Here is a 22,573-nt window from a genome sequence, read left to right as displayed (position 1 = left end):
GCCCTCGCGGGCTCCCCGGAGGCCCGCCGCCGATAGCATCGACCCCATGGCGACGAAGCGCAGCGAGGTCGAGGCCTGGCTCACGGACATGGACGGCGTGCTGGTGCACGAGAACCAGGCGCTCCCCGGCGCGCCCGAGCTGATCCAGGAGTGGACGGACGCCGGGACCCCGTTCCTGGTGCTCACGAACAACTCGATCTTCACGCCGCGCGACCTCGCGGCGCGGCTGCGGGCGTCGGGGCTGCACGTGCCGGAGGAGCGGATCTGGACGAGCGCGCTCGCGACGGCCGACTTCTGCGCCTCGCAGATGCCGGGCGGCAGCGCGTTCGTGATCGGCGAGGCCGGCATCACGACCGCCCTGCACGAGGCCGGCTTCATCATGACCGAGACGGCGCCCGACTACGTCGTCGTCGGCGAGACCCGCAACTACAGCTTCGAGGCGATCACCAAGGCGATCCGCCTGATCGTCGGCGGCGCCCGCTTCATCGTCACCAACCCGGACGCGACCGGCCCGAGCGCCGAGGGCGTCATGCCCGCGACCGGCGCGATCGCCGCGCTGATTACGAAGGCGACCGGCAAGGACCCGTACGTCGTCGGCAAGCCGAACCCGATGATGTTCCGCTCGGCGATGAACAAGATCGGCGCGCACAGCGAGAACACCGGCATGATCGGCGACCGGATGGACACCGACATCGTCGCCGGCATCGAGGCCGGGCTGCACACCGTCCTCGTCCTCACCGGCATCAGCGACCGCGCCGAGATGGACCGCTACCCGTTCCGCCCCGACGAGGTCCTGACCGGCGTGCACGAGCTGCTCTCGGCCGACCCGTACGAGTCGGAGTTCCCGCCGGACGACGCGATCCTCTGACGCAGCGCTCCGGCGACGCCGTTCCTCGGCCTGACCCTGCCACTCCTCCGAAGTTGCGGTAGTCGAGCGCGAGTACCGCAACTTCTGGAGAGTGGGAGGGGGGCGCCCCGCCGCTCAGAAGCGGACGTGCTGGAGGACCCAGACGTGCATCGCGACGGCCGCGGCGGCGGAGGCGTTGATCGAGCGGGTCGAGCCGAACTGCGAGATCTCGAGCACGGCGACGGAGGCGGCGATCGCCTCCTCCGAGAGGCCGGGCCCCTCCTGCCCGAAGAGCAGCACGCAGCGCTCCGGCAGCGCGAACGTCTCGATCGGCACGCAGCCGGGCACGTTGTCGATCGCGAGGATCGGCACGTCCTCCGCGGCGGCCCAGCGCGCCAGATCGGCGACCGTCTCGTGGTGCTGCACGTGCTGGTAGCGGTCGGTCACCATCGCCCCGCGCTTGTTCCAGCGGCGCCGGCCGACGATGTGCACGCTCTCGGCGCCGAACGCGTTCGCGCTGCGGACGATCGAGCCGATGTTCATGTCGTGCTGCCAGTTCTCGATGGCGACGTGGAAGGGGTGCCGCGACCGGTCGAGCTCGGCGACGATCGCCTCCATCCGCCAGTAGCGGAATCGGTCGATCACGTTGCGCGAGTCGCCCTGCTCGAGCAGCTCGGGGTCGAGTCGGTCGTCGTCGGGGCGGGCGCCGACCCACGGGCCGACGCCGTTCGTCGTCGCCTCGAGGGAGGCGGAGGGACCGGGCTCGTCCACGTCGCACGGCCCCCGGCTCAGGCCGACGGCGTGCCGGCGAGCGTGCCGAGCATCTCGCCGCCGCCGGCGCGGTCGACGAAGCAGTAGTAGCTGCGCTCGCCCGCGTCCCACTGCTCCTGCGTGACCGGGAACGAGCCGGAGACCTGCACGTCGCCGTACGCCTCGGCGCTCACGACGTCGACGACGCCCTGCGCCTGGCAGAGCGAGGCGACGGAGACGGCGAGGGCGTCCTGACCCGGGAACGCGGCATCGGTCAGCTCGCCGGCGGCGACCATCTCGCCGGTGTGCGCAGTGGCGCAGTCGACGACGGTGAAGTCCTCGGCCCAGACGGTGTCGAACGGCTGGAGGCACTCCCCGCCGAGCAGCGCCGTCCAGGCGTAGGTGCCGGCGGGCAGCGGGCCGACGGTGGGCAGCGCCGCGGTGGGAGCGGTGCTCGGCGTCGCGCTCGGCTCGGACGGAGCGGCGGTGGTCGCCGCGGGGGCGGCGGCCGGCTCGCCACGGTCGCCGGCCGAGCCGACGGCGATGCCGATCGCGAGGATCGCGCCGAGCAGCAGCACGACGCCGACGGCGATCAGGCCGATCAGGAGGCGCCGCCTGCTCCGCACCCGGGCCGGGGAGGGTGCGCCGACGCTCGTGACGGACGGGACCGGGGCGGGCGCGGGGTTCGGAGCGCTCCGCGGCTTCGGGGGCCTGGTGTCCCTCGGCGGCTTCGGGTCCCTCGGGGGCTTCGGGGGCTTCTCGGGCTTGGGGCGGGGCGTGCGCACGGGCGTGCGCTTGGCGCGGGCGGCGTTGACGTGCGCGCCGGCAGGGGTGCTGGGCGGGGCGGAGGCGCCGTCCGCGGCGGCGGGCTGCTCGGCGCTCGGCGCGACGTCGTCGTGGGATGCGGCGGTGGACGACTCGGGATCGCCGTCGGGGCCGGCTTCCGGCTCGAGGTTCCAGGCGTAGACGCCGGCGGTCTCGCGCCAGAGCTCCTCGTCGCCGCCGTCGTCCTCGGGCTCGTCGCGCGGGGCGACGACGTCCTCCCAGACCGGAGGCTGGTCCCAGCCCCCGCGGGGGTCGGGCCACTGGTAGACGGCGGGAGCGACGGGCTCGCGCGGCTCGGGCTCGGTCGCGCCCTCGGGGCGGTCGCCGCGGGGGCCGGGCTGCTCCGGCTGCTGCCCGCGCAGAGCGGGCGGCGCGGTCGGGAGATCGACCGGCGGCGCGACGGGCAGGACGGGAGCGACGGAGGTCGGCGCGGGCGGCACGACCGGGGGCGTCGGGGCGGGCGGCTCCTGGGCAGCGGGGCGGACGGCGGAGGGCCGGACGGCGGAGGGGCGCTCGGCAGGGGTCTGCGGGAGCACGGGGCCGAGCGGGAAGCGCGGCGAGGGCGCCGCCGGGCGCTCGGGAGCGGGCTCCACGGGCTGATCGGCGGGCTGGTCGGGCTCCGCGGGCTGGTCGAGCTTCTCCGACTGGTCCGGCTGGTCCAACTCCTCCGGCTGGTCGGGCTGATCCGTCCGATCAGGTCGGGTGGTCGGCTCGGCAGGCTCCGCAGGCTCCGCCGGGGAGGAGAAGGCACCCCAGATGCCGCGCGAGGCTGGGGCAGCGGGCGGAGCATCGGCGGTGTCGCTGCCGCGAGCATCGGCGCTCTCCTCGGGCGACGCCGGCGCCGGGTCGAGCTCGTCGGTGTCCGCTGCCCCCTCGGCAGGTGCTGTCTCGTCGGCGGGCGCTGCCTGCTCCTCGGACGCGGGCTCGTGCGTCGGCGCGGCGTGCTCCTCGAGCGCGGCCTCCTCGGGCAGGGCCTCCTCGGGCGCCGCCTGCTCGGGCGCTGCCTCCTCGGGCGCGGCCTCATCCTCGGGCTCGGCCTCCGCCGTGGGCGCCAGCCGCTCCTCCGGCGCCGGCTCGCGGGGCGCGTCGAAGATGCTCTTCAGGCGGCCGCCGCTCAGCTGCTCGAGGAGCCAGTCGCTGCCGCCGAGACGGCGCTCGAGCTCGGGGCGGGCGTCGCCGCCGCCGCCGGAGCGTGCGTCCTCCGCGGGCCGGGCGTCGTCGCCGGGCTCGTCGCCGCGCGTGCGGCCGCCGTCGTCCACCATCAGCTCAGGCCGAGGTCGGCCAGCCCGATCGCGGCGAAGTAGGGGTAGCCGGCGCCCTCGATGATCTCGCGGGCCCCGGTCGCGCGGTCGACGACGACCGCGACTCCGGCGATCTCGGCGCCGACCTTCAGCAGCGCCTCGATCGCGGCGAGCGGGGAGCCGCCGGTGGTGGAGGTGTCCTCGACGACGACGACGCGCTTGCCGGCGAGATCCGGGCCCTCGACCTGGCGGCCGCGGCCGTGGTCCTTGGGCGCCTTGCGCACGACGAAGGCGTCGTACTCGAGCCCGCGGAGGACGCCGCGGTGCAGGATCGCGGAGGCGATCGGGTCGGCGCCCATGGTGAGGCCGCCGACCGCGTCGACCCGCTCGATCGGGGCGATGAGGTCGAGCATGACGTCGCCGATCAGCGGCGCGACCCGGTGATCGAGGCTGACGCGGCGCAGATCGACGTAGTAGCTCGCCTTCTTGCCACTCGTGAGGGTGAAGTCCCCGTGGAAGACGGCGTCGGAGCCGATGTACTCGATGAGCTGCTGGCGTGCGTCGGTCACGGGCCTACTCTACGGGGCGGCCTCACGGCGCGGACTCGACCCCGCCCGAGCGCGTCGCGCCGGCCTTCTCGCCCCGCCCCTCCTCGGCTCCGCCGCGGAACTGAGTCATGTAGAGGTCGTAGTACGCACCGCGCCGCTCGAGCAGCGCCTCGTGCGCGCCCTGCTCGACGATGCGGCCGGACTCCATCACCAGGATCGTGTCGGCGTCGCGGATCGTCGACAGGCGGTGCGCGATGACGAACGAGGTGCGGTCGGTGCGCAGCGCGGCCATCGCGTGCTGGACGAGCAGCTCGGTGCGGGTGTCGACCGAGGAGGTCGCCTCGTCGAGGATCAGCAGCGACGGATTGGCGAGGAACGCGCGGGCGATCGTGACGAGCTGGCGCTCACCGGCCGAGACGCTGCCGCCGTCGGCGTCGAGCACCGTGTCGTAGCCGTCGGGCAGCTGCTGCACGAAGCGGTCGACCATCGTCGCCCGGGCGGCGTCGACGATCTCGTCGTCGGTGGCGTCGAGGCGGCCGTAGCGGATGTTCTCGCGGATCGTGCCCTGGAAGAGCCAGGCGTCCTGCAGCACCATGCCGACGCGCGAGCGGAGGTCGCCCCGTCCGATCCGGGTGATGTCGACGCCGTCGAGCAGGATGCGGCCGCCGGTGAGCTCGTAGAAGCGCATCACCAGGTTGACCAGCGTGGTCTTGCCGGCGCCGGTCGGACCGACGATCGCGACCGTCTGACCCGGCTGAGCCGAGAAGCTCAGCCCCTCGATCAGCGGCTGCTCCGGATCGTAGGAGAAGGAGACGTCCTGGAACTCGACGTGGCCGTCGGTGCGCTCGGGGAGCGAGTCGACCGCGGTCTCGGGCTCCTGCTCGTCGGCGTCGAGCAGCTCGAAGGTGCGCTCGGCCGAGGCGACGCCCGACTGCAGCATGTTCGCCATGCTCGCGAGCTGCGTCACGGGCTGGGTGAACTCGCGCGAGTACTGGATGAACGCGGTCGCGTCGCCGAGCGTGAGCTGGCCGGAGGCGACGCGCAGGCCGCCGACGACCGCGATCAGCACGTAGGACAGGTAGGACACGAAGGTCATCGCCGGCATGATCATGCCCGAGACGAACTGGGCGCCGAACGAGGCCGAGTAGAGCGCGTCGTTCCGGCGGTCGAACTCCTCGAGCATCTCGCGGTCGCGGCCGAAGGTGCGGACGATCTCGAGTCCGGAGAAGGTCTCCTCGATGTGGCCGTTCAGCCCGCCGGTGTTCTTCCACTGCGCGGCGAACAGCTTCTGCGAGCGGGCGCCGATCACGCCCGCGATCACCGCCGACAGCGGGATCGAGACGAGCGCGATCAGCGCGAGCTGCCAGGAGACGATGAACATCATCACGGCGATGCCGATGATCGTGAGCACCGACTGCACGAGCTGCGAGAAGGCCTGCTGCAGCGCGGTCTGGATGTTGTCCACGTCGTTCGTCACGCGCGACATCACGTCACCGCGCTGGCGGGTGTCGAAGTAGCGCAGCGGCAGGCGGTTGATCTTCGCCTCGATGTCCTGACGGAGTCCGAAGACCACCCGCATCACGAGCCCGTTGAGGATGTAGCCCTGCGCCCACATCAGCACGGAGGCGACGACGTACATCAGCAGCACGATGATGATCAGGCGGCCGAGCACCGTGAAGTCGATGCCCTCGCCGGGCACGATCGCGGTCTTGGAGAGCATGTCGGCGAAGGTGTCGTTGCCCTCCGCCCGCTGCTGCTCGATGATCTGCTCGAGCGGGACGCCGGCCGGCAGCTGCGAGCCGATCACCCCGTTGAAGATGGTGTCCATCGCCTGGCCGAGGATCTTTGGCGCGATGACGGTGAGCACGACCGAGGCCGACACGAGGGCGACCACGAGGATCATCCGGGCGCGCTCCGGGCCGAGCAGGCTGAAGAGCCGCTTGGCGGAGGGCCAGAAGTTCTGCGCCTTCCGCGCGGGCGGACCGTCGCCGAACATCCCGCCGTCGGCCTCGCCGGGCTCGAACTCGGGCTCGAGGGCGGTCGTCTCGTCGGCGACCGGCATCTCCGCCTCGGTGTCGCGTGCGCGTGCCATCTCAGGCCACCCCTTCCACGCTCAGCTGGGATTCGACGATCTCGCGGTAGGTCGCGTTCGTCTCGAGGAGCTCGTCGTGCGTCCCGCGGCCGACGATGCGGCCCGCGTCGAGCACGACGATCTGGTCGGCGTGCCGGATCGTCGACACCCGCTGGGCGACGATGATCACGGTCGCGTCGGTGGTCGCCTCGGCGAGCGACTCGCGCAGCCGGGCGTCGGTCGCGACGTCGAGCGCCGAGAACGAGTCGTCGAAGAGGTAGACGCGGGGCTTCGCCACGAGCGCCCGTGCGATGCAGAGCCGCTGGCGCTGCCCGCCGGAGACGTTGGTGCCGCCCTGCGAGACCGGCTCGTCGAGCCCGCGCTCCTTCGCGCGGACGAAGTCCTCGCCCTGGGCGATGCGCAGCGCCTCCCACAGCTCGGCGTCGGTCGCGTCGGGCCGGCCGAAGCGGAGGTTCGATGCGATCGTGCCGGAGAAGAGGTACGGCCGCTGCGGGACGAGCCCGACGACCTTCGCGAGCTGCGCGCGGTCGAGCGAGGCCACCGGCACGCCGTCGATCGCGACGGTGCCCTGCTGCGGGTCGAACAGCCGGGGCACGAGCCCGAGCAGGGTCGTCTTGCCGGCGCCGGTCGAGCCGACGATGGCGGTGGTGCGGCCGGGCTCGGCGACGAGGTCGACGTCCGAGAGGACGGGCCGCTCGGCGCCGGGGTAGCCGAAGACGACGCCGGAGAACTCGACGCGGCCGACGGTGGGCGCCTCGACCCCGCCGGTCGGCGTGGTCAGGCTGGTCCGCGTGTCGAGGACCTCCTGGATCCGCTCGGAGCAGACGACCGCGCGCGGGATCATCATCACCATGAACACGCCCATCATCACGGCGGTGAGGATCTGCAGCAGGTACTGCAGGAAGGCGGTCAGCGAGCCGATCTGCATCTGCCCGGCATCCACCCGCTGCCCGCCGAACCAGAGCACGGCGGCCGTGGCGAGGTGCAGGATCATCATGATCGCCGGGAACATCAGCACGAAGATGTTGCCGACCTTGATCGACACCTCGGTGATCGCCTCGTTCGAGCGGCGGTAGCGCTCGGACTCGAACGGCTCGCGGACGAAGGCGCGGACCACCCGGATGCCGGTGATCTGCTCGCGCAGCACCCCGTTGATCCCGTCGATCCGGTCCTGCATCAGGCGGAACAGCGGCAGCAGGAGGAAGACCAGCACGCCGACGACGACGAACAGCACGGGCACCGACACCCAGACCAGCCAGGACAGTCCTGCGTCCTCGCGCAGGGCGAAGACGATCCCGCCGATGCACATGATCGGCGTCGACACCATGAAGTTGAGCGTCATCAGCACGAGCATCTGCACCTGCTGCACGTCGTTGGTGCCGCGGGTGATCAGCGTGGCGGTGCCGAAGCGGCCGACCTCGAGCCCGCTCAGCGAGTCGACGCGGCGGTAGACGTCGCGGCGCAGGTCGCGGCCGACGGCCATGGCGGTGCGGGCGCCGAAGTAGACGCCGCCGATGGCCGCGGCGACCTGGACGAGGCAGACCGTGAGCATCGTCATGCCGGTGGCCCAGATGAAGTCGGTGTCGCCGCGGCCGATGCCCTGGTCGATGATCTCGGCGTTGAGGCTCGGCAGGTAGAGCGCGGCCAGGGTCGCGATCAGCTGGAGCACCACGACGGCCGCGATCGACCGCGAGTAGGGCTTCGCGTACGAGGACGCGAGACGGAGCAGGATCATGGGTCCTCCGGACGGGAGCGGAGCGGGGGCCCAGCCGGAACGGGCTGGAGCGGGGACGGCCGGGGCTTCGGGGCTCGGACCGAGCGGCGCGGAGGAGCGGCCGCTTCTGGGACGGCGCAAGACAACCATCGACCACCGACACCGGTTCCGCAATCCGTCTTCGGGGGGAGGGGGCCGCCTGAGGCGCGTGCAGGAGTCGTGTCGGCGGCGGCTCCTAGACTTCCGGAATGCGCATCGCCACCTGGAACGTGAACTCCATCCGGGCCCGCACCGGCCGCGTCGTCGACTGGCTGGTGCGCGAGGACGTCGACGTCCTCGCCATGCAGGAGCTCAAGTGCAAGCCCGAGCAGTTCCCGCACGAGGCCTTCGCCCAGGCGGGCTACCACGTCGAGATGGTCGGGCTCAGCCAGTGGAACGGCGTCGGCATCGCCTCCCGTCTGCCGATGGAGGACGTCCGGGTCGGCTTCCCCGGCATGCCCGGCTTCGCCAAGGAGCCCGCCGCCGACGGCTCCTTCCCGCTCGAGGCCCGCGCGATCGGCGCGACGGTCGACGGCGTACGCGTCTGGAGCCTCTACGTGCCCAACGGCCGCGCGGTCGGCGACCCGCACTGGCACTACAAGCTCGAGTGGTTCGCCGCGCTCGAGGCGAGCACCCGCGCCTGGCTCGCGGCCGAGCCCGACCTGCCGCTCGCGCTGGTCGGCGACTGGAACGTCGCTCCGCTCGACAGCGACGTCGGCGACCCGACGCTCGGCCCCGGATCCACGCACGTCTCGCCCGAGGAGCGCGCCGCCTTCGAGGCCTTCACCGCCGCCGGCCTGCACGACGTGGTGCGCCCGCTCGTGCCCGAGGGCTACACCTACTGGGACTACAAGCAGCTGCGCTTCCCGCGCAACGAGGGGCTGCGGATCGACTTCGTGCTCGGCTCGCGCGCCTTCGGCGACCTGGTGACGGGCGCGTCGATCCACCGGAACGAGCGCAAGGGCGACGCCCCGAGCGACCACGTGCCCGTGGTGGTCGACCTCGATCTCGACACCTCGCTCGACGACGACCGACCGATGATCTTCTGACCGTGGCCTCCTCGAAGAAGAAGCGCGCCCGCGCCGACGCCCCGGCCGGCCCCACCGCGCAGCGCGCCGCCGCGAGCCGGCCGGCCGTGGCGCGCGCGCACGACGAGTTCCGCACCGAGGCGTACCGCTCGGTCCGCGAGACCTTCGCGGCCGGCAAGCCGCTGCGCCGCCGCTGGGACCTCGTGCTCTCGATCCTCGGCTCCCTCGCGCTCGGGCTGCTCTGCGTGGTGCTCGGGTACCTCGCCGCGATCCTCGCCGTCTTCCCCGCGCAGTGCGAGGGGCAGAACATCGCCTGCGACTACGACCGGATCGACTGGGGCGTCTCGCTCGCCCTGCTCGGCCCGCCGATCCTGACGCTGATCGCCGTGGGTGTGACGGTCGTCCGCTACCTCGTCGGCCGTCGGGTGTTCTGGATCCCGATCGTCGGCTTCGTGCTCTGCGTCGGCGCGGCGTTCCTCGCCTCCTGGCTCGTCACGAGCTCGATCCCCGGCTCCGCGCTGGCGTAGCCGGGGATCGGGCCGCGCGTCAGCCGGCGCAGGTCGGGTCCTCCGCGAGCGTCACCTCGGTCTTGTTGATCATCGGCGTGACGCGGAGCGCCTGCTCGCCGAAGGTCGCCGCGGGGTCGGCGGCCGTGAAGCCGACCGTGACCGTCGTGGACTCGCCGGGAGCGAGCTGCACCGAGACGCGCGCGACCGGCCGGCCGAGGTCGTCGGTCGGGTCGGACACGCGGGCCGAATCGCCGAGCGGGTCGGACCAGGAGGCCTGCGCCTGCGAGGTCGTCGTGCCGGGAGGGCCGTAGACGTAGACGTTGGTGACGAAGTCGCCGAGCGGGAAGCGGTTGCCGCCGTTCGCCGCCACGTACTTCGGCAGCGTGCGCGCCACCTTCTCGGTGGTGGTGTTGGTCAGCGTGACCTGCGTGGAGAAGCTCGTGCCGCCCGCGGCGCAGCGGTTCGTGCTCGACTGGGTGACCGCGGTGTCGAGGTAGTAGTCCATCTTCGAGCCGATCGAGGCGTCCTGGAAGAAGACGCCGGTGGTCGTCGTGTCCGCGTTGTCCGTCGGCAGGACACCCGCGATCGGGGTCGGCGCGATCAGCGCCTGCTCCTCCGGATCGGTGCTGAAGGCCAGGATCCGGCTCTCGCCGACGGCCTTCACGACGGCCGGCAGCATCTTCGAGGGCTCCATGTCGCCGCCGAGGATCTTGCCGAGGATGGTCGCGCTGGCCTCCGAGAAGAACGCGTCGGTCTCGTCCGCCACCGTCGCCGCCGAGTAGCGGAAGTAGACCTTGTTGAGCAGCGTCGAGACGGTGTTCTCGCTGGTCAGCTCGGTGCCGTCGGCGAGCGTCACCGGACCGGTCGAGGCGAGCAGGTACTGCAGCGCGACCGGGTCGATCGCGAGCACGCCGTCGATCTTCTGCCCGGGGAACTTCTGCGCCCAGAACTGCGTCGCGATCGAGGAGGCGGTGGGGAAGTCGGGTCGGCTGGTCGACACGTTGAACGTGGTGGCGAGGTTGCCGCCGAAGGTGTCGAGCGCGCTCTGGTCGACGGTGACCGGCTGAAGATCGCGGAAGTCCTGGCTCGACTGCTGGGTGCCGACCGAGATCGCCCCGCCGTCGACGTTCAGCTGCATCACCGAGGAGGCGCCGCCGCCCAGGGCCTGCGCCTCGGCCAGGTTCTGGAAGAGCACGAGGTAGCTGCGCGGTCCGCTGGCGCCGAGCGCATCCGGGAGGATCGCGGTGATCGGCTGCACCTGGTCCATCGCGCTGGTCGCCGTCTCGAGCTGCGGGGCGAACGCGTCGAGCGCGGAGGCGACCTGCGGCACGAGGGCGCCCCGGTCGATCCCCTCGACGCGTGCCTGAGCCTCGTCGACGACGCCCTTGGCGACGGTGATCTTGTCGGAGAGGTCGGTGATCGCGGCGATGTCGATCCGGCCGTCGACCGGCTTGAGCACGTCGAGCGAGGTGGAGGAGAGCGGGGTGACGATCTTCGCGGAGACGTCGTCGGCGATCTCGGTCGCGGCGCGCACGGCCGAGAGGTTCGGGCCGAGGAACGGCACGATCTCCATCACGCGCCACACTCCGTCGTCGGTCTCGTCGCGCGCCTCGCCGGTGAGGGTCGCGATCTGGCCGGCGGTCGACTCGGCGCCCGCCGTGTCGAAGCCGGTGAGCTGGTCGGCGACCTGCGAGACCAGCGGGATCGCGGAGGTGAGCTTGGCACGCACCGTCATGGCCTTGTCGTAGGTCAGCACCGCGAGGAACACGGCGACGACCGCGCCGATCACGAGGACCAGGAGGACGGTCAGGGTGATCCAGAGGCCCCGTCGGCGGCGGCGAGGGGTGCCGGAGGCGCGGCGAGAGGAGGTCGTCGTGGTGCTCATCCGGAGAGCCTAAGCGACGCCCGCCCGGGCGCGGCGGTCGACCGGCGCCGTCGTCAACCCAGGAGGAGGGACACGGCGATGAGGACCGGGACCGCCGTGACGGTGGTCACCAGGGCCGTGTCCCGCGCCACGGCGACGCCGCGGTCGTAGCGCGAGGCGAAGTTGAAGATGTTCTGCGCGGTCGGCAGCGCGGCCGTGACCGTCACCGCGAAGAGGTGCTCCGCGTCGAGCGCGAAGGCGAAGCGGCCGAGCAGGTAGGCGGTCGCGGGCATCACCAGCGTCTTGAGCAGCGAGGCGACGGCCACCTCGACGCGGCCGGGGCCGGGCTCGAGGGGGCGCTGCCCGCGCAACGACATGCCGAACGCCATCAGCACGAGCGGGATCGACGCGTTGCCGATGATCGAGAACGGCTCGAGCACCGGCGCCGGCAGCTGCACTCCGGTCACGGAGACGACCAGGCCGAGCGCCGAGGCGATGATCATCGGGTTCCGAAGCGGCTGGGTGAGGATCCCGCGCACCGAGGCGCGCCCGCTCGTCGACACGTCGAGCAGCGTCAGGATCGTCGGCGCGAGCAGGAGCAGCTGCAGCAGCAGCGTCGGCGCGACCCACTGCGGGTCGCCGAGCACGTAGATAGCCACCGGGAGGCCGATGTTGTTGGCGTTCACGTACGACGAGGCGGCGGTGCCGATGACCGTCTCCGGCAGCGATCGACGGAAGAAGAGCCGCGAGGCGAGCACGTAGAGCAGGGCGACCACCGCGACCGCGATCAGCGACACCAGGAGGAAGGAGGAGAACAGCACCGTCACGTCGGCCCGCGCGAGCACCGTGAACAGCAGCGCCGGCGTGGTGACGAAGAAGGCGATCCGCGTGAGGACGGCGCGGCCCTCGGGCGGCACCAGGCCGAACCGCGCGATCAGGTAGCCGACCGCGATGACCGTGCCGATGATGGCGAAGCCGGTGAGCACTCCCTCCACGGCGTCCTCCGTCTGATCGGGCGGAGCCGGGCGGCTCGCTGGCGGGGATCGTCGCCGCGGATCGGGCGCACCGCCTCCAGCCTAGGAGGCGCCGGTCGTTGCACCACCGCGGAGGCGCGCCTACCGTGGGCGCATGCCGCATCTCGACGTTCCCGGCGGGAGCCTCCACTGGGAGGCCGACGGCCGCGCCTCCGCTCCCGCCCTCCTGCTCGTGCACGCGGGCGTCGCCGACCTGCGGATGTGGGACCCGGTCGTCCCCGCGCTCGCGGAGGACCACCTCGTCGTCCGCTACGACTCCCGCGGCTTCGGCGAGAGCCGGACCGAGGACGTCGACTACGACGAGCGGCAGGACGCCCTGGACGTGCTCGAGCACCTCGGTGTCGAGCGCGCGACCGCGATCGGCTGCTCCCGCGGCGGATCCCTCGTGCTCGACCTGACCCTCGAGCACCCCGACCGGGTCACCGGTCTGGTGCTGATCTGCGCCGGAGTGGGCGGCTTCCCCTACCCCGAGCTGACCGCGGAGGAGGACCGCCGCTTCGACGAGATCGACACGGCGCTGACCACCGGCGACCCTGAGCGCGTCGCCCGGATGGAGGCGGAGCTGTGGGCGTTCGGGCCCGAGCGCGACCCCGCCTCGCTCGATCCCGCGTTCGTCGAGACGGTGCGCGAGCTGGCCCGCGGCCGGAGCGGCCACGAGACCGAGAAGCCGCGGCCGATCGCGATCGAGCCCCCCGCCTACGACCGTCTCGTCGATCTCACGGCGCCGACGCTGGTGATGGTCGGCGCACACGACATCTCGGAGTCGTTCCCCGTCTTCGAGCACCTCGTCGAGACCGTCCCGGACGCGGCCGGCCACGTCTTCGAGACCGCGGCCCACCTCCCGAGCCTCGAGCACCCGGGCGAGTTCCTCGACGTGCTGCGCCCGTGGCTGGCGGCGCACCGCCTCTGACGCGGGCCGCCGTCAGCGGGAACCGCACCGGCTCCCGCGACGACGCCCTCGCTGGTCGAGTAGCCCCGCAGGGGCGTATCGAGACCCGCTGTCACCGGCACGCCCGGCGGAGGTGGATCTCGATACGCCCGCTCCGCGGGCTACTCGATCAGCAAGGACCTCCCGCGATCGTCGCTGAGCGGTCCCGATGACAGAACATCAGCTGCGCGAGGGTCTCATCGCTGATGGGCGATGAGGGGCACGATCAGCTGACGTTCCGTCCCCTCCTGCTGGTCGAGTAGCCCCGCAGGGGCGTATCGAGACCCGCTGTCACCGGCACGTCCGGCGGAGGTGGATCTCGATACGCCCGCTCCGCGGGCTACTCGATCAGCACGAATCGGCCCGGCGCCGCGGTAGGAGGGAGCTTCGGTGCTGAGGACTACGCCACGTCGGCCAGGTCGAAGGCCCAGTCGGCGTAGAGGGCGGGCGGGTCACCCGCCTCCACGACGTCGATGCGGTCGAAGCCGGCCTCCACGCAGATCGCGCTGTCCTCGGCGTCGTCCGCGGGGACGAACGCGTGCACGAAGCGCGGCATCGGGAACACCGCCGCCTCCTCGAGGAGCAGGCGCACCGAGCGCGCGACGATGCGGCGGTCGCGGGCCTCGGGAGCGATGCTCCAGCCCGTCTCGTACGCGACGCCGCCGCGGGAATGGCCGTACCAATAGCCGATGGAGCCGACGCAGTGCCCGTCGAGCTCGATCGCGTAGAAGAACGCGCTCCCCTCGGCCCAGCCGCGCAGGTAGCGGTGGTGCCGGTCGAGGAACTCGCCTTCGGTCTCGAGACCGTCGTCCGACTCCGCGAGAGCACTGCGGAGTTCGGCGGGATCCGCCTGCGGCCAGGGCAGGAGGCGGACGGTCTCGGACTGCTGATCGATGCTGACTGTTCTGTGGTCGCTTCCGGGTTCGGGTCCCGTCACGCGATCCGATCCTCTCTCTCAGGATGGACCGACGTCCTCGCCGCTCCGCCAGGTGTTCGGAGCGTCGTATCGATCGGATGGCCGCTGGGTGAGTGCGGCCGTGATGTCCGACCTATCTTCGACCCCCGTGAGGAGCCTTGGCAGAACCTTGGAGAATGTAGCCCCGGAAGGGGGGTCCTAGCTGCGAAAAGGCTGGTGTCGCGCTGATACGACGCGCGGGAAGCGTGCGGGTCGCCGATTGCGGCGGAGTCCTGCGCGAGGATCGCCGAGCTCGCGGATTCGCTCCGGCCTCACGCAAGAAAAGCGCGCGATCCCCCGCCTACGCTCGAAGTCGGGCCGAGTCGAGCCCGATCCCTTGGATATTCGAGCGTGAGGAGGATCACCATGTCGCAATTCGTGCAGAGCGCCCCAGTCGGGCGGAGCACCGTCGTCGGAGAACCCGAGGTCGTCGAGGACCGGATCGAGACCTCCCGCGACTGGCTCCGCCTCAAGGCCGCCGCCACGGCGCTCCAGCCACTGCAGGCGAAGGACGGCTCCCTCGCCGACCCCGACCGCCTCGGAGACGCGCGCGCCGAGATCGAGTGCATCGTCGACGCGATCCGCGCCCTCGCCCCCGCCTTCCCGCACGACGCCGCCTACCTCGCGGCGCTCGTCGTCGACTTCGAGCGCTGGAGCGCGGAGGGCGTCGGCGTCCCCGACTTCCTCGACTCGCTGCAGGCCTTCCAGCCGCAGCTCGACCGGATCGACGGCCTGCGGCACCTCGTCGTCTTCCCGATGCTCACGCAGAACGGCAGCCGCGACCGGCACGTCGAGGCCGTGCTGGTCGAGGTGGTCTGGCCGCGGTTCGTCGCCGAGCTGGAGGCGGGCGACTACTCGAACGCGCTGTTCGTGCCGGTGCGCTTCGTCGACTTCACCGCCGGCTACGACACCGACAGCGCCGTGCTCTTCCCGGAGACCGTCGCGATGCGGAGCATCCCGACCTTCACCTGGGGCGCGATCTTCGCCGACCGCGAGGCCGCCCGCTTCCGCCGCGTCGTCTCGGCCGCCGCCGCGATCACCCGGCTGGAGCTGCCGGAGGACGCGCGCCGGATGCTCGCCGATCAGCGCGCCACGGAGGAGGCCTTCGTGATGTGGGACCTCATCCACGACCGCACGCACATGCGCGGCGACCTCCCCTTCGACCCGTTCATGATCAAGCAGCGGATGCCGTTCTTCCTCTACTCCCTGGAGGAGCTGCGCTGCGACCTGACCGCGTTCCGCGAGGCGGTCGCGATCGAGCGGCGCCTGGCGGGGCAGGAGCGGCGCGACGACGACGAGGAGGCGCTCGCGGCGCGCTCGCGCTCGGTGCAGTACGCGATCCTCTTCGACCGCCTGTTCCGCTTCCCGCTGACCGGCTCGCGCGTGCGCAACTACGACGGGCTCGGCGGGCAGCTGCTCTTCGCCTGGCTGCACCAGCACGGCGTGCTGCACTGGACCGACACCCGCCTCGCCTTCGAGTGGGACAGCGTCGCGGACGTGGTCGTCGCCCTCTCCGACGCGATCGACGAGCTCTACTGGCGCTCGATCGACCGGCCGAAGACCGCGCACTGGCTCGCCGCCTACGCGCTCGTCGCGGCGACCGTCACGCCGCATCCCGCCTCGGCCTGGGCGCGCGGGCTGCCGGACGAGGTGCTGCTCGGTGCTCCGCGCGGGCTGACCGACGCGGTGCTGGACGACGAGTTCCCGCTGTCGATGTTCTACGAGGCGCTCGGCAAGAAGATGGGCGACGTGATCGCGTCGACCGCGGGCATCACCGGGCGCGACTGACGAGCGGCCGGCCCGCGGGCATGCTGCTGATCGAGCGGGCCGCACACCGGCCCGAACCTTGCTGATCGAGTAGCCCGCGGAGCGGGCGTATGGAGATCCACGTCCCCTGGAGTGCCGGTGACAGCGGGTCTCGATACGCCCCTGCGGGGCTACTCGACCAGCAGGCATGGGCGAGAGGAGACGCGGCTTCGTTGCTCGCTACGTCGCCGACGGCGGCTGCGCGACCACCAGGGGGGGCGTCATGCGGGGACTCGTGGGGCGGCCTGCCCGACCGTCGTCGATTAGCGTGGTGAGCATGCCTCCTGGCGCCGTCGCTCCGGACCCGCTCGACGCGGGCTGGATGCGGCGAGCGCCGACGCGGGCCGGCTACGTCCGCGATGCCGTGATCGCCGGAGTGCTGCTGGTGGCGACCCTCGTCTCCGTCGCGCTCTACACGTCGGCCGGCTTCACCGATGCCGCGCACCCCGCCGTGAGCACGCTCTGGGCGGGCGCGATGACCCTCCCGCTCGCGCTGCGGCGGCGGTTCCCGTCGGTCACGGCGGTCGCGCTCACCGGGGTCTACGCCCTGGGCCTGATCCTGCAGGTGCCGGAGTCGCTGTTCAACCAGATCTGCCTCTTCCTCGCGCTCTACACGGTCGGGGCCTGGAGCCGGGACCGACGGCGCGCGCTCGTCGTGCGCACCGTCATCGCGGTGGGCATGCTCACCTGGCTGCTGGTCACGCTCGCCACCGGTGCGCCGCTGAGCAGTCCGCTGCCGGCGGAGGAGTCCGCGGGGATGCTGCCGCCCTACGTCGCCGAGTCGGCGCTGGCCGTCGTCGCGAACCTGCTCTACTTCGGCAGCGCCTACGTCTTCGGCGACGCGTCCTGGCAGTCGGCGCGCCGGCTGGAGGCGCTCGAGGCGCGCACCGCCGAGCTCGACGACGAGCGCGAGCGCTCGTCCCGCCAGGCGGTGTCGTCGGAGCGGCTGCGCATCGCCCGCGAGCTGCACGACGTGGTCGCGCACCACGTCAGCGTGATGGGGGTGCAGGCGGGCGCCGCGCGGCGGGTGCTCGCCCGCGACCCGGAGCGCGCCGCGACGGCGCTGAGCGCGATCGAGAACGACGCGCGCTCGGCGATCGAGGAGCTGCATCGCATCCTGATCGCCCTCCGCGCCGAGGACGCGGTGCCGAACGCGCTCACCGACGCGGCCTCGACCCGCGGCGTCGCCCAGCTCGAGGAGCTGGTGGCCGCCGCGACCGGCTCCGGCCTGCCGGCGGTGCTCGTCGCGATCGGCGCACCCCGCGACATCCCCGCGACCGTGGGGCTCAGCCTCTACCGGATCGCGCAGGAGTCGCTCACCAACGTCCGCAAGCACGCCGGCCGCGGCGCGAGCGTCGAGGTCCGCCTGCGCTACCTCGACGACGCGGTCGAGCTCGAGGTCGCCGACGACGGCGGGGAGGGATCGCACCCCGTGGCCGCGACGTCCTGCGGACTCGGGCACACCGGCATGAGCGAGCGCGCGGCGGCCGTCGGCGGCACCGTCGAGGTGGGCCCGAGCGGCGACGGCTACCTGGTGCGCGCCCGCGTCCCCCTGACGAGCGCGCGCGCGGGCGCCGAGGAGCCGGTAGCGTCGTCCGAGGTGTCGTGGGGGCGCCGGGAGCGAGCGAGCGGGGGGCGCGCATGACGGCCGACATCCGCGTGCTGCTCGTCGACGACCAGGAGCTGGTCCGCGCCGGCTTCCGCACCATCCTCGAGTCGGAGCCGGGCATCGTCGTCGTCGGCGAGGCGCGCACGGGGATCGAGGCCGTGGACCGCGCCGCGCAGCTGTGCCCGGACGTGATCTGCATGGACGTGCAGATGCCCGGGATGGACGGGCTCGCCGCGACCCGCGAGATCGTCAAGGATCCGCGGCTCTGCTCGAGCGTGCTCATCCTCACGACCTTCGACCGCGACGACTACCTCTTCGAGGCGCTGTCCTCCGGGGCCAGCGGCTTCCTGCTCAAGAACGCGTCGCCGGAGGAGCTGGTCGAGGCGGTCCAGGTCGTCGCGCGCGGCGATGCGATGCTCGCACCGGACGTGACGCGCCGCGTGCTCGAGCGCTTCGCCGCGGCTCCCGCGCGGCCCGAGGCGCACCCCGGCATCGACGAGCTCACCGACCGCGAGCGCGAGGTGCTCGTGCACCTGGCGCGCGGCTGGTCCAACGCCGAGATCGCCGCCGAGCTCTTCGTCGGCGAGGCCACGATCAAGACGCACGTGTCGAAGATCCTGATGAAGCTGCGCGTCCGCGACCGCATCCAGGCCGTCGTCTTCGCCTACGAGCACGGGATCGCGGTGCCGGGGCGGTCCTGACGCCCGAGGGCATCGCGTCAGGAGCGGGCGAGCGCGATCAGCACGGCGGCCGCGACGAGCAGCGGCGGAGCCGACCTCGGAGCGTGACGAAGGCTCGCCGGGCGAACGGAGCGTGACCGTTCAGGCCCGGAGACGGCGTCCGACCGTGCCCGCTGCCGAGCCCGATCGCGCCCGTTCGGGCGTCAGCGGCGCTGCTGCGTCGCGGCCGGACGTGGCGGGATACGACGGACGAACTCCATGCGGATGTCGGGGGCGATCTTCCGGTCGAGCACGACGGTCATGTAGCGGCCGTCGACGCGGGCGCCGATGGCGACCACGTCGGGGTCGGTGTCGACGCGGTAGCCGCGGAGGGCCTCGCCGTCGACGACGACCGGGACGCCGCGGACGACGTCCTCGTCGCGGAGCGCGGCGGCGACCACCGGCATGCCGCCGCGGCGGGTGCGCACGCGGCCCGGGAAGGTGTTGCGGAGCACGTCGCCCATGTGCGCGGCGAGGCGCGACTCGAGCGGCCGGCTGCGCTCGGCGGGGATCGGCACGGAGGTGCGCACCGCCTCCCACAGCACGGGGTACCGCATCCGGGTGACCTGGTCGACCATCCACGGCGGGAGGTGGTCGTTCTCGGCGCGCTCGATCGCGCGCTTCTGCTCCGGGGTGAGCGGGACGTGGTTGACGGGGTCGGCGCGATTGCGCGGATTCTTGAAGAAGGAGTAGGAGAGGGAGATCTCGACGAAGCGTCCGAGCGCCATGGTCTGGGCCGCCGCGAACTCCTCGAGACGGGGCTGCGGGGCGAACGCGAGGACGGGGTCGCCGAAGCGCGCCGCGATCTCGTCCACCCCGGGAGGGGCGGGCATGTCGCGGACCGCCCCCGAAGTGTCCATGCGCATAGGACAAGAGTGGCCTGCCTCCCACCCGATACCAACTTCTTGACGGCAATCGGCTTTCTGGGGATGGTGACGTTCACACGCCCGAAACACGGCGTTCGGACGCGCCCGCCCCCAGGATCGGACCGCACCGGGCTGCGAGGATGGAGGTCATGAGCGCTCTGCACGATCCGGACCTGCGCGGTTTCGCGTCCGACAACTACTCCGGTGTGCACGAGGAGGTGCTCGCCGCGATCGCCGCCGCCAACGGCGCCCACCAGGTGGCCTACGGCGAGGACGTCTACACCGAGAAGCTGCAGCACGCCTTCCGCCGGGAGTTCGGCGAGCAGGCCCAGGCCTTCCCCGTCTTCAATGGAACCGGGGCGAACGTGACCGGTCTGCAGTCGATGCTGCCCCGCTGGGGCGCGGTCGTCTCGGCCGGCACGGCGCACATCAACAGCGACGAGGGAGGGGCGCCGGAGAAGGTCGGCGGGATCAAGATCCTCACCGTGGAGAGCCCGGACGGCAAGCTCACCCCCGCGCTCGTCGACGAGCAGGCCTGGGGATTCGGCGACGAGCACCGGGCTCAGCCGCTCGTCGTGTCGATCACGCAGTCGACCGAGCTCGGCACCGTCTACACGCCGGACGAGGTGCGCGCGCTGGCCGATCAGGCCCACGGACGGGGGATGCGGCTCCACATGGACGGAGCGCGCATCGCGAACGCCGGAGCGGCCCTCGGACTGCCGCTGCGCGCCTTCACGAGCGACGCCGGCGTCGACGTGCTGTCGTTCGGCGGCACCAAGAACGGGATGCTGCTCGGCGAGGCGATCGTCGTGCTCGACCCGGAGGCGTCGAGCGGCCTGACCTTCCTCCGCAAGACCAACATGCAGCTGTCGTCGAAGATGCGCTTCCTCTCGGCCCAGCTGCTCGCGATGCTCGGCGAGGACGGCGAGGCGGAGCCGCTGTGGCTGCGCTCGGCCCGGCACGCGAACGCGATGGCGGCTCGGCTGCGCTCGCGGCTCGACGACGCCGTCGCCGCGGGACGGATCGCCGGCCTCGCCTTCACCCAGCCGACGCAGGCGAACGCGGTGTTCGCGACGCTGCCCGCGGGGGTCGCGGACCGGCTGCGCGCGGCCTACCGCTTCTACGACTGGAACCCGGCGACCGGCGAGGTGCGCTGGGTCTGCTCCTTCGACACCACCGAGGACGACATCGACGCGTTCACGGCGGCGATCGAGCGCGAGCTGGCCGCGTGAGGGCGCGGGCCGCGGCGGCGGGACTCGCGCTGCTGGTCGCGCTGGCCGGCTGCACGGCGGCCGAGCCGGACGCGGGGGCGAGCGCGTCCGCGACCGCGACTGCGACCGGCTCCTCCTCCGCCTCGCCGACTCCGACGCGATCCTCGGCCGCTCCGCTCGACTGCGACGCCCTGCTGCCCGTCTCGCGCGCCTCGACCGCCCTCGGGATCCCGAGCGACTCGCTCACGGGCACGCGCGACGAAGCGGTGCGCTCCTCCGCCGAGCTGATCCGCGAGTCCGCGGAGGAGAACGGCGGGCTGCTGACCTGCTCCTGGTACGACGAGGACGGCACCGCGTCGATCACCGCCGCCGCGACCGAGGACGCCGAGGAGGAGTTCGCCGCGGTGCGCTCGGGCTCACGCCTCGCGACCGAGGCCGAGGCCTACAGCGCCTGCTCCGTCGAGATCTGCGCCGTCGACCTGCTCGCCGGCTCGACCTGGGTGACGCTCGCGCTGACGGGAGCGCCGGCCGACGCGGATCTCGCCGGGCTCGCCACCGCCACCGCCGCGGCGGCCGGGGGCCGGCTCGAGGAGCCGGTGACGGCGACCGCACCGGTCTGCGCCGAGGTGCTGACCGCCGAGCAGCTGGCGACGACCGCCGGGCTCGTCGAGGCCACCCCCGGTTCCGGCACGGAGGGCGTCGCTGCGACGACCGCCTCCGCCGCGGCCGCCGCGCGCGCGGGCTACGCCTCGTGCACCTGGACCGACGCGACCAGCAGCAGCTACTCCGGAGTGAGCGTCGACGCCCTGCCGAACGGCGAGGACGGCTGGCGGAACCTCTCGCTGACCACCGGGCTCGCGGTCGCGCTCACTCCGCTCGACGGCCTCGGCGACCGGGCGCTCTCGGGCTGCGGCGGCGGCTCCTGCGAGATCGACGTGCTGGCCGGCGACGTGTGGTGGCGGGTGGTGGTGACGGGCGACGCGGCCCGCACCGAGGCCGTGGCGCGCGCGGTCATCGCGGGCTGATCCTTCTCCGCGAGATGCCACTTGTGCTCGCATTTCACGGCGTGTCGCGTGCACAAGTGGCATCTCGCGGCGGGGAGGGGGACGGTCAGGGGCGCCAGTAGTCGTAGTGGGAGGACTCGCGGCAGCCGAGCGACGCGTAGAGGCGGGCGGCGGGGGCGTTGTCGGCGAGGACCTGGATCCAGAGGCGGTCGACGCCTCGGGCGGCGGCCTGCTCGAGCAGGGCGCGCAGGACGGTGGCGGCGTGGCCGCGGCGGCGGGCGTCGGGGCGGGTCGCCAGCGCGAAGAGGCCGACCCAGGGCTCGCCGTCCTCGGCGGTCGCCCGGGCGAGCCGGCCGCAGGCGGCGGGGCCGCTCCCGTCGCGCAGCAGGGCGTAGGAGGAGTCGCAGCCCTCGAGGATCCGGCGGGCGATCTCGAGTTCGGCGTCGCCGCCGCGCCCGTCGACGGACCACCAGAGCGACAGCCAGTCGTCCCCGGGCGCCTCGGCCGTCTCGACGACGGCGCTCCCGGGACCGAGTGCGGCGAGCGCCTCCGTCACGGAGCCGGTCAGGACGCGGGTGCGCTCGTGCGGGGCGTAGCCGCGGCGGGACAGTCGCTCGGGCAGATCGGCGGGGAGGGTCGCGGGGCCGAGCTGGAAGAGCGGCGGGATGCCCTGCTCGCGGGCGAACTCCTCCGCGGCGGTGATCGCGCGCTCCGGGTCGGCCACGGGGCCGGAGGTGAGCACCGAGTTCGCGCGCTTCGTCACGCCGTGGGAGGCGCGCAGCCGCCAGCCGTCGAGCGCGCGGCTCTCGAGGGGCGGCCAGGCGTCGGCGGCGAGTCGGTCGAGGAGGCGCGGGTCCATCGGACCACGGTAGTGGCCGGTCAGGGCTGCGGGAGCGCCGCCTCCGGCTCGCGAGAACAGCTCCGGCTCGCGGAATCGAGGCGATCGGACGAGCCGAGGTCGATTCCGCGAGCCGGAGGTGGCCG

Annotated in this window: 19 protein-coding genes; 9 read left to right on the top strand and 10 right to left on the bottom strand. The window is 72.8% G+C overall.

The window, feature by feature from the left end:
* Positions 1 to 46 precede the first annotated feature (46 nt).
* Positions 47 to 868, top strand: a complete 822-nt coding sequence (locus GSU72_RS00700; RefSeq protein WP_159982862.1) for an HAD-IIA family hydrolase — start codon at positions 47 to 49, stop codon at positions 866 to 868.
* Positions 869 to 982: 114 nt separating this feature from the next.
* Here GSU72_RS00700 and GSU72_RS00695 read toward each other — a convergent pair whose 3' ends face one another.
* Genes GSU72_RS00695 through GSU72_RS00675 form a run of 5 tightly spaced genes read right to left on the bottom strand, consistent with a single transcriptional unit; the run spans position 983 to position 8,038 of the window.
* Entirely contained in the window at positions 983 to 1,618 is a 636-nt protein-coding gene (locus GSU72_RS00695; RefSeq protein WP_159982860.1) for a TrmH family RNA methyltransferase, read from the bottom strand.
* Between the two features lie 17 nt (positions 1,619 to 1,635).
* Positions 1,636 to 3,684, bottom strand: a complete 2,049-nt coding sequence (locus tag GSU72_RS00690) for a septum formation family protein (protein WP_159982858.1) — start codon at positions 3,682 to 3,684, stop codon at positions 1,636 to 1,638.
* Entirely contained in the window at positions 3,684 to 4,232 is a 549-nt protein-coding gene (gene pyrE / locus GSU72_RS00685; RefSeq protein ID WP_123447133.1) for an orotate phosphoribosyltransferase, read from the bottom strand. The genes GSU72_RS00690 and pyrE overlap by 1 nt, the downstream gene beginning before the upstream one ends.
* Positions 4,233 to 4,254: 22 nt before the next feature.
* The gene (locus GSU72_RS00680; protein ID WP_159982856.1) at positions 4,255 to 6,303 is read right to left on the bottom strand and encodes an ABC transporter ATP-binding protein; all 2,049 of its coding nucleotides are present in this window, start codon (positions 6,301 to 6,303) and stop codon (positions 4,255 to 4,257) included.
* Between the two features lies 1 nt (position 6,304).
* Positions 6,305 to 8,038: an ABC transporter ATP-binding protein gene (locus GSU72_RS00675; RefSeq protein WP_159982854.1), complete on the bottom strand. Its 1,734-nt coding sequence runs from the start codon at positions 8,036 to 8,038 to the stop codon at positions 6,305 to 6,307.
* Positions 8,039 to 8,265: 227 nt separating this feature from the next.
* Here GSU72_RS00675 and GSU72_RS00670 point away from each other — a divergent pair, with 227 nt between their 5' ends.
* Both GSU72_RS00670 and GSU72_RS00665 read left to right on the top strand, forming a co-directional pair.
* Positions 8,266 to 9,105 carry an exodeoxyribonuclease III gene (locus GSU72_RS00670; RefSeq protein WP_159982852.1) on the top strand — a complete coding sequence of 280 codons (840 nt, stop codon included), beginning with the start codon at positions 8,266 to 8,268 and terminating at the stop codon, positions 9,103 to 9,105.
* A gap of 2 nt (positions 9,106 to 9,107) precedes the next feature.
* A complete protein-coding gene (locus GSU72_RS00665) occupies positions 9,108 to 9,611 on the top strand; it encodes a hypothetical protein (protein WP_159982850.1) in 504 nt (167 codons plus the stop codon).
* Between the two features lie 19 nt (positions 9,612 to 9,630).
* On the opposite strand, the gene GSU72_RS00660 is transcribed toward GSU72_RS00665, so the two are convergent.
* Together GSU72_RS00660 and GSU72_RS00655 are read right to left on the bottom strand one after the other, a co-directional pair.
* Positions 9,631 to 11,478 (bottom strand): DUF4012 domain-containing protein, encoded by a 1,848-nt coding sequence (locus tag GSU72_RS00660; protein WP_159982848.1) that lies wholly within the window; start codon positions 11,476 to 11,478, stop codon positions 9,631 to 9,633.
* A gap of 53 nt (positions 11,479 to 11,531) precedes the next feature.
* Positions 11,532 to 12,452: an AEC family transporter gene (locus GSU72_RS00655; RefSeq protein ID WP_159982846.1), complete on the bottom strand. Its 921-nt coding sequence runs from the start codon at positions 12,450 to 12,452 to the stop codon at positions 11,532 to 11,534.
* A 133-nt stretch (positions 12,453 to 12,585) separates the two neighbouring features.
* Between GSU72_RS00655 and GSU72_RS00650 the strand changes: the two genes are divergently transcribed.
* Entirely contained in the window at positions 12,586 to 13,401 is an 816-nt protein-coding gene (locus tag GSU72_RS00650) for an alpha/beta fold hydrolase (protein WP_159982844.1), read from the top strand.
* Positions 13,402 to 13,819: 418 nt separating this feature from the next.
* Here the strand turns inward: GSU72_RS00650 and GSU72_RS00645 are convergent, their stop codons facing one another.
* A complete protein-coding gene (locus GSU72_RS00645) occupies positions 13,820 to 14,356 on the bottom strand; it encodes a GNAT family N-acetyltransferase (protein WP_159982842.1) in 537 nt (178 codons plus the stop codon).
* A gap of 384 nt (positions 14,357 to 14,740) precedes the next feature.
* On the opposite strand from GSU72_RS00645, the gene GSU72_RS00640 reads away from it, so the two are divergent.
* The 3 genes from GSU72_RS00640 to GSU72_RS00630 all read left to right on the top strand — a co-directional run bounded on the left by GSU72_RS00640 (position 14,741) and on the right by GSU72_RS00630 (position 18,490).
* A complete protein-coding gene (locus GSU72_RS00640) occupies positions 14,741 to 16,162 on the top strand; it encodes a DUF6421 family protein (RefSeq protein WP_159982840.1) in 1,422 nt (473 codons plus the stop codon).
* Between the two features lie 295 nt (positions 16,163 to 16,457).
* Positions 16,458 to 17,825: a histidine kinase gene (locus GSU72_RS00635; RefSeq protein WP_244255913.1), complete on the top strand. Its 1,368-nt coding sequence runs from the start codon at positions 16,458 to 16,460 to the stop codon at positions 17,823 to 17,825.
* Positions 17,822 to 18,490 (top strand): response regulator transcription factor, encoded by a 669-nt coding sequence (locus tag GSU72_RS00630; protein WP_159982838.1) that lies wholly within the window; start codon positions 17,822 to 17,824, stop codon positions 18,488 to 18,490. Before GSU72_RS00635 ends, GSU72_RS00630 begins: the two co-directional genes overlap by 4 nt.
* A gap of 182 nt (positions 18,491 to 18,672) precedes the next feature.
* Here GSU72_RS00630 and GSU72_RS00625 read toward each other — a convergent pair whose 3' ends face one another.
* Complete coding sequence (locus GSU72_RS00625) at positions 18,673 to 19,368, bottom strand: hypothetical protein (protein ID WP_208545118.1); 696 nt, start codon at positions 19,366 to 19,368, stop codon at positions 18,673 to 18,675.
* Positions 19,369 to 19,523: 155 nt separating this feature from the next.
* Here GSU72_RS00625 and GSU72_RS00620 point away from each other — a divergent pair, with 155 nt between their 5' ends.
* Both GSU72_RS00620 and GSU72_RS00615 read left to right on the top strand, forming a co-directional pair.
* Entirely contained in the window at positions 19,524 to 20,606 is a 1,083-nt protein-coding gene (locus tag GSU72_RS00620) for a beta-eliminating lyase-related protein (RefSeq protein WP_159982834.1), read from the top strand.
* Complete coding sequence (locus GSU72_RS00615; protein WP_159982832.1) at positions 20,603 to 21,610, top strand: hypothetical protein; 1,008 nt, start codon at positions 20,603 to 20,605, stop codon at positions 21,608 to 21,610. The genes GSU72_RS00620 and GSU72_RS00615 overlap by 4 nt, the downstream gene beginning before the upstream one ends.
* An 85-nt stretch (positions 21,611 to 21,695) precedes the next feature.
* Here GSU72_RS00615 and GSU72_RS00610 read toward each other — a convergent pair whose 3' ends face one another.
* Positions 21,696 to 22,448 carry a GNAT family N-acetyltransferase gene (locus tag GSU72_RS00610; protein ID WP_159982831.1) on the bottom strand — a complete coding sequence of 251 codons (753 nt, stop codon included), beginning with the start codon at positions 22,446 to 22,448 and terminating at the stop codon, positions 21,696 to 21,698.
* Positions 22,449 to 22,573: the final 125 nt, after the last annotated feature.

The sequence above is a fragment of the Rathayibacter sp. VKM Ac-2760 genome (assembly GCF_009834185.1).
GTDB lineage: Bacteria > Actinomycetota > Actinomycetes > Actinomycetales > Microbacteriaceae > Rathayibacter.
Note: the sequence above shows the minus strand (reverse complement) of the source record. Positions and strands in the feature narration are given on the sequence as shown.